Below are 13,194 nucleotides of genomic sequence, written 5' to 3' on the forward strand. Positions count from 1 at the left end.
AATCCAGTCACCGCTAAGTGACTGGATTTTCTAGGGTTTTTTGGTCGGGACGGAGTGATTCGAACACTCGACCCCTTGCACCCCATGCGCTTATTTGGTGGATTTCCATAGATCACCATGGACAACCACAAACAACGTAAACCCTAGTATTCACGGGGCTTTCAGGCTATTTTACCTTCCTGCAGCGTCTACCATCGTCCACCACCAGCCAAGCGTTTCGGTGGCACAAAAGTGGCACAAAATTCGGGCGCAAAAAAATTTACTAGGGGTAGAGAGTGGCCAAGCTGACGATCAAACAACTGGAGGCTTTCACTGCTGAAGATCATGGAAAGGTCTTCCGAGAGGATGGTGGACTGGTTGCCGAGGTGCGAGCTGGAGTGCGCGGAGTCACGGTTCAGTTCAGCTATGAATTCAAACTGGATGGCTCCAGAACCCGAAAGCGACTGGGCAGCTGGCCGAAGAAAAGCTTGGCGCAAATCCGATCTGAGCGCGACGAAGCGCGGGCACTCGTCACGAAAGGTTTGCACCCTACCCTTGCCGCCAAAGCAGCACGGATCGAGGCACAAGCGGCCATTGTCGCTACGATTGCTGAGGCCGAACGTGAAGCAGCCGAAAACAAAACAGTGGCAGACCTATTTGACGAATGGATACGGGATGGCGTCTCACGCCAAGACGGCAACGCAGAATTGATCCGCAGCTTTAAGAAGGATGTTCTGCCACTCATTGGCAAGAAGCCGCTGCGCAGCCTCACAGAGAAAGACCTGCTCACCGTCCTACGCTCGGTCAAAGCCCGAGGCCTGAACCGCACCGTAGTAATCCGCAGCAAAGACATAGGCCAAATGCTGCGCTGGGGAGAAAAGCGTAAACCGTGGCGCACCCTGATGGCAGACGGCAATCCTGCGGACCTGATAGACGTGAGCAAGCTGCTCGACCACCACTATGAAGAACAGCGCGACCGCCTACTTTCGCCAGATGAGATTCGCGAACTGCGCGATATCTTCGAGCGCCTTGAGCGTGACTACGAAGCCCTGCCCGCCGGCCAAAAATACTCCGGCATCCGTCCAGTCAATCCGCGCGTGCAATGCGCCGTATGGATCTGCCTGAGCACCCTCTGCCGCATCGGCGAACTGCTCAAGTCTGAATGGCGCCACGTGGATCTGGAGAAAGGCACTTGGTTCATACCGGCCGAGGCCACCAAAGGGCACAAGGGTAAGCGCCAGGATCACCACGTTTTTCTTTCAGTCTTTGCTCTTGAGCAGTTCAAACGGCTGCACAAAGAAACCAGCGATACGCTGTTCTGCTTCCCCAGCAAGGATGGCAAAAACCACGTCGACACCAAGACGGTCAGCAAGCTCATCGGAGACCGACAGTGTCGATTCAAAAACCGCAGCAAGCCCCTAGCAGGCCGCCATCATGATGACTCGTTGGTGCTGAGCAACGGCAACAAGGGCGAATGGACGCCCCATGACCTAAGACGCACCGGCGCAACCATGATGCAGGAACTTGGTGTCACACTGGAGATCATCGATCGCTGCCAGAACCATCTACTCGGGGGATCTAAGGTGCGTCGGCACTATCTGCACCATGACTATGCCAAAGAAAAAACCGAAGCATGGATGGTGCTAGGAGAACGGCTGGAGTCAATCCTTCGAAATCGTGCAGAAGGCAATACCGACGCGCTGTAAAATGCGGGTTGCACCGAGCCTTAACCCCGACTTAGCACAAAGAGATTCCTCTTGGCCCGCGTTGCCGCCACATGTAGCAGGCAGCGCTCTGCAAGCTCGGTATCCTCAGCTACGCCGGCGTCCTCATCTCGGCTGAACTGTTCAGCATAAGCGACCGACCCTTTGTAGGCAGCCACGATCACCACACCAAACTCAAGCCCCTTGATGCGGTGCATGGTTGCCAGACGTACCCCCTCAGCCTTCGCATCATCGGAAGTCGTGTTATCCAGACGGAGCACGGCAATTCCTGCACGCTGCAACCCATCACCAATGGTGCTCAGATCATCATTGGTTCGCGCCGTAATGCAGACTTGGCGCAACTCGATATCATCTGCCTGGAGCTGACCTAACAGCGACTGGATATGTGCCAGATCGTCCTGCGCGGATGAGGAGAGAATCAAGTCTGGCATGTCGCCGTGCGTTAGTGAGTGGTAGCCACGCAAGCTGTCGGCGTTACCATCGAGGTCATCAACGCTGCAGCCTTCCAACTGCGCACAGGCCCACTGACGGATTTCATCCGTTGTACGGTAATTGATACGCAGACTGCGACTACGACCACGCACCTCAATGCCTACTCGGTTCAGAACGACTTTGTGCCGATAGATGCGCTGATGCGCATCTCCAACGATAAACAGATCATTGTCAGCGGGAGGCACGGCTGCGCGGATCAAAGCAAAGGCTGCAGCGCTAATGTCTTGCCCTTCGTCTATCACCATGGAGCGTATACCCAGTACCGGCTTCTCCCGATCCAACAGCTGGCATGCCTCACGAAATGCTTCCTCCGGCTCCCGAAGGTTGGCCGCCTGGAGTTGTGCACGGTACTCGGCAAACACAGGCCAGATTGACTTGCGCTGGGTGCGACCAAGCTGCCCCCCGCGGCCAATACGGCTGGCACGCATATATTGATCTGCCGTTTCGCAGCCCTGAGGCAGCACAACACGCTCGAATTCGGCACGCATAAAGGGCAGAGATAAATCAGCCCCGGCAGGCATGGCAGACATCGCTGCCTGCCAGAAACGCCGACGATCCGCCTCTTTGTAAAGCAACTCATGGGGGTAACCAAAGCGGCGCAACAGACCCAAGGCCCATTGATCAAGATTGACCACCTGGATCTTTTCCAGCTCCTGCGGCGTACAGAGCATCTGCAAATGCTGGCGAATGTCTTCAGCCAGTGTTTTGGTGAAGGTGGTGAACAGAACTGGCTTACCAGGCAGTGCCGCGTACTGGCGCGCAAGCCTCGCGGCCCGGTGCATCGCCACCACCGTTTTCCCGGTTCCGGCACCGCCCGTTACCTTAACTGGGCCATTCCAGTCACGCTCCACCAGTTTGCGCTGGCTAGGATGCAAAAACACTCGCCAGCGCTCTAGGGGCGCGGCCAACAAAGCCTCCAGATCGCTGTCATCCGTCAGCACGACAAAATGTCGACGGCTGCCATCACGCTCAAGCGCCGCAGCAAAATCACCTTGATCCACCGCATCTGGAGCGCTTCGCTCGCTGATTATCTTCTCGTAGGAATCACCAGCAGCAAAAAGATAAAGCGCCTCGAAGGCCTCATCGGGAAGCTCACTCTGAAGAGCCTCCAGTTGCTCCTCGGTACACACCGCCCGTACCGCCGCCAACCGATCATCCGGAACCCCCAAACGGCGAATCTCGCGATCCTTGAGCGCATGGAAAAGGCCTACCCTCTCAGGGCTCTGCTCAAACTGCGCAGGCTGAGCATCGGAGACTTCATGAACCGCATACACCTGGATACTGCCCACATCCGGGTGAATAGCTACGCGATGGCGGCTGGCCCATTGATATGCTGCATCGTGCTGATCGACCCAGAGCAAGCAATACACATTCCCCACATCCGGCTTGAGCACAATGCCACGCATATTGTCATTGATGCGCACCGAGCGCATGTTCGCATCGGCAGCATCACGAATGCGCTCGTAATTGATCCCTGAAGCCATGGGGTTCTGCCGAAACTTGGCCACAAAATTCAGCACGGCCAATTGCTGAGCACGAGGCACAGCAGCAAAGGACTTGAGAAAGTCGTCAGACATCGCGATTTTCGGTGCCAGCGTCATGCCAGAGTCTCCATCAAAAGATTACGTAGCGGTTCAGGCAGCGCCCCGCCTTCAGCGACAAAACAATGCCACCCACGGTTCTCGAATACACCCAGGGTATCCGAGTAATCCGGCAGGAAAATCGCCACCTTCACTGCCGGCCAAGCCAGCTCTGCCTCCGCCAACACGCATTGCTTGTCATCCAGCAACTCAAAACCAGCAATAGGTGCATTAACCCCCATGGCGGCTAAGGCCTGACACCAGGATGAGAGTTCAGTAGCGACAATCTCCAATGCTTCCAGCCAATCGGCAGTTACATCCGGCTGTTGCAACAGAGGGCTGTTTAACAGCGTTGCCAGGCCGGGTATATCGGCACAACCGGCCCACAAATGGCGCAAAGGCAGCAGCAGGTTGAGCAAACGCCAGAGTTGCTGCCAGCGCAGCTTGATCTCTTCGCCCCCCATATTCTCTTGCAGCCATTCAAAGGCCAGCCAAGGCTCGTCATCTGCTGCGCACTTGCCGCCCATTACCTGGCGTAATTGGTCAGCACGCATCGCCACCGCCAGGGAGACACCATCCCCCAGAGCTCTGAATGACTGGCGTAAATCGGCATGGTTCGGCAGCAAGCACAACTCATCCAACCGCTGCATGAAGGCCCGCCCCTTCATGGTCTGCAATGCACTCTGATCACCCGGAGGCATCAACAGCCCCACAGCCAGCGCCACACTGTACTGGCGCATCTGCGCGCCTGTGACACCAGCAAGACGCCGATGCAGCTGAGTGAATGGCTCAAGCACGGCAAAGCCGGAAAAGCCCTGCAGCCCCATACCGCTACAGAGTTTCTCAACAACCTGTTGGGACTGAGCCTCTATCAGGTTTGGCCAGGGTGATGGGGTCTTGACTGGCTGCCCTAAAAGAGCCGCTTCAACATCGTCCCAGGTCAACGTCCAGACAGAGAAGCGCCCGCTCTTGGCTACGGCCATACGCTTGACGAGATCAGTAGTCACAATGTCCTTGTGGTACTGCCAACCGTCGACAAACAACGCAATCGGCAGGTCATCCACAGTGTCGTCAGGCCAGAACACGAAGTCCGGCCTGCACGGCACTACCACACCATCGGCCTCCCCAAGAGGCACCTGAAGCTCCAGCCGCCAGCGGCGCGCACCGGCCTGCAACTCATAGCCAGCCTTGCCCTTGAATAGCACCTCGCTCAGCTTGAACTTGCCACCATCATGCTCACGACGCAGTGCCTCGACAAAACGCTTCTCCAGCACACTTTCCAGCAGTTGATTGTCAGGCTGCACATCAGCCAGTTGATTGACCGGATGCAGTCCACCCTTGTGCTGCATCACCTCCCCCAACAGCTTCTGCGCCGTGCGGCGGGAGATCGACTGGCGCTCATGGCTGTTGCGGTAGCGATAGACACAGCGGTAGCAACCGTCGGTTTCCGGATTCTGATTGCAACTGCATTCATCAAGCGCCTTGAGGGCCGTTTCAAACACCTCCAGCAACGGCTCCGGCGCGCGCATCAGCTCTTTCAGATAACCCGTACCTCCGGGCACACTGTCATAGATCACCAGATAGCAACGTGGGTTGTCCGAACCGGCGGCCATTCGCATATCCAACGCGATTCGCAGGTGATCAACCGCCCCACGGAATCGCCTGGCCAGCCCCAACTCCAACGCAGCAACGAAGCTCAGCAGCGCTTCGTTGGTATCGGCAAAGCCGACCTCCGGAAGGAACAACCGAATACCTTCGCTGGTGAACTCTCTGTACAAGAACACGCACTGCTGGGTGCTGGCCTCAGGGTTCTTACGCCTGGAACACCAGGATGCGTGATTACGGAATAGCTCTTCTGCCTTACGCTTGCGCTGCAAGGTGCCGCACTCGGCGCATATGCTAAATCCGGGGCGGTTAAGCTCTTTGCCGCCGATCTCCATCGGCGCGCCCTGTTCCGACTGCTCACCGAAGTTGACCTCGCGGAAGGTCACTCGGTCGAGGAACTCGAAGCCGAAGGGGAAGCTTTGCTGATCGAACACGAATGCCTGGCGCACGGCATCAGGTGGGCTATCCACCAGAGCCTGGCGCACATAAAAGCCGCGCTCACGCTCATCCGAGTCATCGGCAATGCGGCTATCGCGATCTAGGGTTCGAGCAAATACCGTGGTCAGCCGCAACATCTCATGTACCCGACCACTGTCTTTCCACAAACCATCGCCGCACCGAGGGCAGCTCGGGTGCTGATCTCCGGAACTCAGGGGCTCGGTATAGGAGCACTGCCGACAAAAGCGCCAGTACTCCGGCTTTACCTTGGACACATCTACCTGGTTGATCACCACCTTGCGCCCTTCGGCATAGAAGGTGTTGTTCGGCGCCAACTCGGTAATGGCCGTTGACCCCGGCCGCTCATATTCGAAGGTTTCCGAATCCGGTGTCGCAGTACCCGGCTTAGAGTCCCGAACAATCATCGAGCGCAACAGAACGCCCTGTTCGGGGAAGGCATAGTTCGGCAGCAGGCCCTCATCGGTAAGCACGTTCAGCGTCGCCTTGCCCTCAATGCTGCCGATTAGTCGCGCCAGAGCCGTGCGATCCTGCGTCAGACGAGACAACTCCTCCTCCTGCTCTTCACCACGAACCGGCAGTGCCTGAAGCTTGTCGATCTCCTTGACCGTGGTATCGCGCTTGCGCTTGATGCTTTCCACATCGGAGGCAATACCCTGCAAGCGATTGATGATCTTCAGCGCCAAAGGGCTGTTCTGCGCTTCATCGCCCTCGATGAAACGCTGTAAGAACTGCTGCGTAGCTTCACTCAGTGGCGCCTGAGCCCCGTGATTGAACAGCCGCAGGAAGCGCTCCAGCAGCAGTGCCCGGTTCTGCTCGACAAAACTCAACCAGGGATAGGGGAAGCGCGTTGTGCTCTGATTAACGATGGCACTGAACACTTGACGAATTTCTGCAGGTATCTGCGCATTGCGACCGTTCTGCTGCACCCAGCAGTCCAGGGTAAAGGCGGTCAGCTGCCGCTCCAACACCGCCGAAGCATTCAGGAAAACCCCCGGAGCCTGGACCGAACCGGCGATCATGCTCTTGGGGTCTTCCCAGAAATACAGGTCATGCGGCTTGCTGGCAGCCAAGCTCATCAGCAGCGCATTACCCGTACTGCGCCCTGCCCGGCCAGCACGCTGAATGTAATTGGCTTGCTGAGGTGGCACCGAACATTGCAGCACGCTGGAGAGGTCACCGATATCAATACCCATCTCCAACGTGGGCGTTGCCGACAGTACATTTATCGCACCTGGTCGCCCGCTATCGGACTTGAAGTTACGCTCCACTGCCTCGCGCGTATCGCGGGGCAACAGCCCTGTGTGCTCATGAGCGACCACCCTTTGGATATCGGCATTGAGATAAAGCTTGCGGTAAAAATCCCCTTGCTCGGCAGATGCCTGCAGATGTCCGCGGCAGTCCTTACGACGGCACGGCTGCCCTGCTAGGTTCTCTTCTGGCCCAGCCATTAGACTGCTATGGCAACGATCACAGCGCCAGCCTCGACCACCCGGCACAACAGCAAAAGCATCCGGCTGCAGCCCCCATACGCGGATGTCCGACTTGCCCTCCGCCTCCACATAATCTGCCAGCCCAGCCTCGGCTAAGGCCTCGAATGCCAGACGATAAAGCGGCAACCACAGATGCTCGGCCCCCAGCGCCAGCCCATCCAGCTCTGGCAACGCCTGGAATGCCCAGGCGCGGAATATCCCGGAATGGCTGCCACTCACGGATGCGCAACGCTGGTAGTCGATCAAGGTGACAAAGCGCGGAGGTCTGGGGCCGCTTAGCAGTTTGAAATGGCTAGGGTTCTTCTTGTATCCCCAGGGACTGCTGCCCATGCGCGCATAAAAATTCAGCTCTTGGTCATGCCAGGCTCCCAGACGCTGCAGCATCTGGATAAGGCCATGAAGAAACACGGCCAAGTCATTGCCGTGAGTGCCAGCCAGTGGCTCCAGGGCTTCTCGCAGGCGAGGCCCCATCCAGTCCACCGCCTGCTGAAGGCGACCTGGTAGCGGCACCACGCTGGCCGTTGCCGTCGCAACCAAGGTTCGGCCGATATGTGCGTCCTGTCCGAACTCAGCTTTCAACACCCAAGGCAGTACCTTGTCCAATTCACGCCCCAGGTTGCTGCCTTGGGGCAGCTGGCCTTCCTCCATCAGCGTCTCGAAGTCGCGCAGCCATTGCAGTTGCGGCGGCAAGAAATTGGCCACATAGTGACCTTCGCCCAACCTGGCACGCCACAAGCCGGCAAAGGCCGCCGGAAGCTCAGCAAGGGTCAGAGGCCGCTCACCCGCCTGAGCGATTACCTGGGCCAACGCCGGACGTAGGTTCAGGCGCCAGGTACGAGCCGCGAGAAAACCTGCACGATGCGCCGCATCCTGAACGGAATCGGAAAAGGCGATCAGTTTCTTATCCGCATTGAAGCGACTGGCAAACAACTGCCCCACCATGACCGCCGCCAGGCTGGCTGCCTGGGAGCCAACAATGGTCAGGGTTTTGTAGCCATTGCAATAAGGACAGTCGTGGTGCGCCTTGGTGAACTTGGCACCATTGCGGGTGCTCTCTCGCAGATTGTGTGCAATATCAACCCGGACTAATGGTTGATCCTCACAATGGGCACAGTGGCTGTGCGCATCCTGATGCAAGGTGCCGCAAGCCGGACAGACTTGCTTGCGTTCAAACACTGCACGGTTGTGTTCGTTACCCACCGGGAAAACGAACCGAGTCGCCACATCTTCAGCAAAGAACGCGCTATAGAATCCCTGCAGGTCGTGCCCCAACTGATTGGGACTCGTCTTCTGCACAGTCGCACCCCAGCCCGTGGCATGGCACTCCCTGCAGTGGATGACCGGCAGATGCAAGCGCGTCAGATCGGCCTTGCGAAGATCATCGTGGTGACGCAACTGCGGGTGCTCATCCAGCGCAGCGACCATGCGGCGCAACTCGCGCAGCCAGATTTCAACTTTTACCTGCAGAAAGAAATCCTGATGGGCGTCTTTACGCGCATGGGCCACCAGCGCCAGCAGGCTGGACAACCAGAGCATGGGGTAACGTGGCTCATCGCACGCAGGCAGGCGACGCTGCAGCAGCGTCAGCAGATCGTCCAGCAGTACCGACTTAGGCCCTAACCGTTCCAGGTCACGCAGCAGGTTCTGAAAGGCAAAATGACTTTTTAGTCGTTCTCCCAGCGCACAGCGCCAACGAAGGTCCTTCACCTGCTCGACCGTGCAGGGTTCACCAAACCACAGCTCGGCTTGAGCAGCCAGATAGGCAGGCAAATCGGCATATTGCTCAGGGGGTAGTTTACCCACCTGCATCGGCTGCGGACTCAGGGTGAACTCCACCAATGCCTCAGCCAGGTAATCGCCAACCGACTCACGATCCTCGGAGATGACCGCTTGCTCATTGAGCGCCTCACCGAATACATCACCCGCAAACGCCAGTAGATCACCTACCCCGTCATCGCCCAGAGTGGCCGAAGTCCCCACACACACCAGTTGCCCCGGCGGCGATTGCAGGCGGCCTTTCAGGCGTCGGATCAAACAAGCAAGGTCGGTACCCTGCGCACCATCGAAGGTATGCAGCTCATCCACCACCAGATAGCGCAGCGTATCCGGCTGCTGGTGGACCCACAGCGGCGTATCGGCGGCACGAATCAGCAAAAAATCCAGCATCTTGTAGTTGGTCAGCAGGATATCCGGCGGGTTACTACGCAGCACATCGCGATCGGTAATCACCGAAAAGCTGCCATCTTCCAGTCGGCGTACCGTTTGCGACAGCTCGGCAGGCGCATCCCCTACATACAAGCCCGCACGAACGTCTGCCAGGCCAGCCGTTTTGACAATCTCCTTAGCTACCCGCCCAGCCTGGTCAGTCGCCAGGGCATTCATCGGATACAGGATGATTGCCTTGATCCCTCGCCGCCCCTCCGCCTGCGCCTGTCGGCAATGCTCCAGAATCGGATACAGAAAGCACTCGGTCTTACCTGAGCCAGTACCGGTTGCTACCAGCGTTGATTGCGCTGTGGCACCGCTCAGTCGAGCGAAAGCACGGGCCTGATGCGCATGCGGCACGAACCCTTCGAACAGCCAGGGAAAAGCCGGCGTGCCATCCCCCATATGCTTGCGAAACGGCAAAGGCAGCGACAGGTAGGGGCCCTTGAACACATTGCTGCGCTGCGCCAGAAACCGCTCTAACAAGCCCTCGAATCCATTCGTAGTCGAGGGAAATGCCGTACGCAGGAAGTCCGCGACGCCCTGGGTGAGCTGCTGGGAAACGATCAAGGGCTGCATGACTAAATACCCTCATCGCCAGTCTTTACCACCTTCAGGCCATAGAGACCCTCAAGAGCTGCAAGCATGTGCTTCCTTCTCTCAGCCACAAACGCCAAAGGCGCGTCCCAGAGCTCACTGTCTGTGGCAGGAACGAAATCGTAAGCTCCGAAGTACTTACTACCGTCTGCAGCTTTGAAAAACTCCCTTGGGTGACGTGCCCGCTTGTAGTTGTTGACCTCCGCTGAAACAGGCTGGAAGTTCCAAAGCACATCGACAGCTTCTTGGTATGCCTCATCTTGCCCATCAAGCTTGAGCGGAAAAATATGATCGACCTGTGGCTTGCTGTCGTGAAACACGTAGCTTCGACCAGGCATGAGCACCTTGGTGGAGAGCCAGGGTTGGCTCAGCAACTGGTACTCATTAAGTTCACCGGTACGGTTCTTCTCAACCGCAATCTGCCGGATCGTATCTAGAGGGAACGACCAATTGTTTCGGCCCGCCTCCATCGCTTCGCGGGCAAAAGCATTGACCATGGTTTGAGTATTCCAGTCGCATAACTGGGAGAGCAGGAAATACTGATGAACAAGCCTTACTTCTGACTCATCCCAAGTACGAATACGCCACTCGTGGCCATGGCGCTTTAGCTCGGTCAGGTAAGCAGCAATGGGCAAGACCGCCAGCCAGCGAGGCACAATCGAAGCATGATTGATGCTGAAAAGACCGTTCAAATAGCTACTGAAAACCTCAACCAACGGCTCGGAGTCATTCTCCAAAATATCCAGAAAAGCCGGGATGTCTTCAGCATCCAAGCGAGCTTCTGAGATACGGATAGTGTTCTTAATGAGTAGGTGAAAAAATTGAAGGATCGACGTGGAGGAGAACATAATTCCGCCACTTTTCTTGGTGATGGCTTCCGATAGCGCCCATAGTTTTTCTTCGTAATCGGACTGGACTGCCTTGATCTTACCCAATACCAGTTCCAGCTGGGTCAGTGCAATTCCACCGGTATTCAGTCTGCGAAAGACCTCGTTGACCTCTTTTTCGGTGTCAGCCTTCACCGAAAAATAAGCAATCGATTTGTGATTGGTATCTACGAAGATGTCCCACAAGGCGCTCAGGTTTCTTCGCACACGCAGCTTCAAGCCCTTGTCATCTGCCGCTGCAACTAGAGCACGATCCTCCAGGTCGACCTTCTCATCCTCGTTGCAACGCAAACAGGACAGCTCGGTCATACGCAGATAGCGCGGATCCGCTTCCGCGCCAGCATCACGAAACAGAAAACCAGTCTCATCCGCCTCAGCTGTTGCTGAGTCGAACAGCAAATCGAAGTGCAAAATGCGCCCGTTGAAACGATGTCGAAGCACCGAGTACAACGTTTGCAAGCGTTGCTGACCGTCATACACCAGAGCCTTGGCTGCGCCCCACCGCCCCTCGTCTACCTGACGCGCATAGTGGCCTGGTAGGTAATCCTGGACGAAATAGCGATACGGCACCTTCTGATCCGTTTCCCACAGCACCACGCCACCAATTGGATAGCGCTGAAGCAGCGAGTCCAGCAAAAGACATACATAGTCCTCCGACTCATGCCGAGCCCCCCACACATACTGGCGCTGTACCTGAGGCAGGTACCAGCCGTTATTGGGTGCATTCAGTTTTTCCAGTGCTTCACGAACAGATATTCCAGCGTACGACATGATTCATCTTCCCTGAGAGGGGATACCGTTAATTTGCTTTCTGCGCCAAGCAGGAGAAAGCCGACAATTGGATGACCAGCAGCGCCCATTACTCAGGGATCAATTTTTTCACTTCTTCTTCAGCACTGTACGGCATGCCGTCTTGCTCATACTGGCGAACCGTTGCAATGATTCTTTTAGCCCGCTCCACTTTCTCACGACGCCACTGTGTATCTATCGAGTATGGACTCAGGTTGTCAAAAACATTGAAAAGGTACTGTGCTTGGTTGATACACCCCCAATACGACAACCCAACAATCCATTTCTCAAGACTGTATGAGTCAAACACGTAACCGCTCCTAGCATTCCAAAACTTGACCAGCCGGATGGTCGGTTTGATCTTGAACAGCTCCTGATTGTTCTTCGCCGTCAGAGTCTCGTTGAAATCATTAGGATTGGTATCAAGCCACTCGCCATTACGGCCTACGATTTGGTAGGCATAGTAGGACTTAAGCGCTGGAACCAGATCGAACTTGATATGGTTAAGTTCCAGAACGATAGTGGGCGATGACTGCTTGATTTCTGACCGAGAGTAGTAAGTTTCGGCAAACCGCTTAACTCGATCAAGATAGGTCTGCGGCGTATAACCAGACTCCGAAAAGACGATCATGTAGTCGATATCTGAGCCTTCATCCATTTTTCTTGGCAAGATAGTGCCACGCGTGGATGAACCAAACTGAAATTGTTCAGACACATTCTTCCCAAAATAACTAATCAATCTTGCGCGCAGCGTTGTAATCGATGTATTGATAGAACGCTTCTCAGCATCAGAGAGAACCGCTTCACTAGCGCGCCTTTCTAAATAAGAAAGAACCGACATTACTTCTCCTTATCGACACGGTGTGTAGCTTCGCCTTTGTCTACACCATCACGCGCCTTTTCGTAGTCCCTTCGCGCTATCGGGTGGCTTGCATTGTTGAGCTCATTCCTGCGCGTTGTGAACTCATCAAGCCCGTCAATAGCCGACTGCTCATCGCAGGTGTGGTGCAGTTTGATCTCGCGGAAAACCCGAGCGTCATTGCGCAATGCAAGATACTGATCACCAGTAGATTTGTGTGCTGAGGCCCTCTCGGACGGCTTCAGAAATGTCATCAGCGCAGTCAGCACCGTGATCAAGGCGGAGAGCCCTGCTGCAGCCTGAGTGTAATCCTTCATAAAGGCAGCTCCGGCCACAGCACTAAGTACAACCGACGGAATCCCTAACCAGTAGTGATAGCAAGACCAGCGCTCTCCAGCATTGAACTGCGCCTTTCCAGAGTGGATGCAATCTTCTTCGATTCTTTGCAGCTCAGCAGCAATTGAGCTTTTGATATTGCAGCTATTGCTTTGCATGGAGCCCTCTCCCTCGGCATTGCCCATTGAACAC

General features: G+C 56.1%; 6 protein-coding genes. 1 reads left to right on the top strand and 5 read right to left on the bottom strand.

Annotated features, from left to right (window positions below; genetic code table 11):
* The first annotated feature begins 275 nt into the window (after window positions 1–275).
* A complete protein-coding gene (locus tag N5J71_RS16090; protein ID WP_128651136.1) occupies window positions 276–1,685 on the top strand; it encodes a tyrosine-type recombinase/integrase in 1,410 nt (469 codons plus the stop codon).
* A gap of 20 nt (window positions 1,686–1,705) precedes the next feature.
* Here N5J71_RS16090 and N5J71_RS16095 read toward each other — a convergent pair whose 3' ends face one another.
* The 5 genes from N5J71_RS16095 to N5J71_RS16115 all read right to left on the bottom strand — a co-directional run bounded on the left by N5J71_RS16095 (window position 1,706) and on the right by N5J71_RS16115 (window position 13,187).
* Window positions 1,706–3,796, bottom strand: coding sequence for a UvrD-helicase domain-containing protein (locus N5J71_RS16095; protein ID WP_279649094.1), 2,091 nt, complete (start codon window positions 3,794–3,796; stop codon window positions 1,706–1,708).
* A complete protein-coding gene (locus N5J71_RS16100) occupies window positions 3,793–10,113 on the bottom strand; it encodes a DEAD/DEAH box helicase (RefSeq protein ID WP_279917219.1) in 6,321 nt (2,106 codons plus the stop codon). Before N5J71_RS16100 ends, N5J71_RS16095 begins: the two co-directional genes overlap by 4 nt.
* A gap of 2 nt (window positions 10,114–10,115) precedes the next feature.
* Complete coding sequence (locus N5J71_RS16105) at window positions 10,116–11,789, bottom strand: DUF262 domain-containing protein (RefSeq protein WP_279649092.1); 1,674 nt, start codon at window positions 11,787–11,789, stop codon at window positions 10,116–10,118.
* An 88-nt stretch (window positions 11,790–11,877) separates the two neighbouring features.
* Window positions 11,878–12,648 carry an SMODS domain-containing nucleotidyltransferase gene (locus N5J71_RS16110; RefSeq protein WP_121391685.1) on the bottom strand — a complete coding sequence of 257 codons (771 nt, stop codon included), beginning with the start codon at window positions 12,646–12,648 and terminating at the stop codon, window positions 11,878–11,880.
* Window positions 12,648–13,187: an SLATT domain-containing protein gene (locus N5J71_RS16115; RefSeq protein WP_213159135.1), complete on the bottom strand. Its 540-nt coding sequence runs from the start codon at window positions 13,185–13,187 to the stop codon at window positions 12,648–12,650. The genes N5J71_RS16110 and N5J71_RS16115 overlap by 1 nt, the downstream gene beginning before the upstream one ends.
* Between the last annotated feature and the right edge of the window lie 7 nt (window positions 13,188–13,194).

The sequence above is a fragment of the Ectopseudomonas oleovorans genome (genome assembly GCF_029845265.1).
GTDB lineage: Bacteria > Pseudomonadota > Gammaproteobacteria > Pseudomonadales > Pseudomonadaceae > Aquipseudomonas > Aquipseudomonas oleovorans.

Excerpts from the sequence above, each read along its gene's own strand:
- N5J71_RS16110 (WP_121391685.1), bottom strand. The coding sequence starts at position 12,648 with ATGTCGGTTCTTTCTTATTTAGAAAGGCGCGCTAGTGAAGCGGTTCTC.
- N5J71_RS16095 (WP_279649094.1), bottom strand. The coding sequence starts at position 3,796 with ATGACGCTGGCACCGAAAATCGCGATGTCTGACGACTTTCTCAAGTCC.
- N5J71_RS16115 (WP_213159135.1), bottom strand. The coding sequence starts at position 13,187 with ATGGGCAATGCCGAGGGAGAGGGCTCCATGCAAAGCAATAGCTGCAAT.
- N5J71_RS16100 (WP_279917219.1), bottom strand. The coding sequence starts at position 10,113 with ATGCAGCCCTTGATCGTTTCCCAGCAGCTCACCCAGGGCGTCGCGGAC.
- N5J71_RS16105 (WP_279649092.1), bottom strand. The coding sequence starts at position 11,789 with ATGTCGTACGCTGGAATATCTGTTCGTGAAGCACTGGAAAAACTGAAT.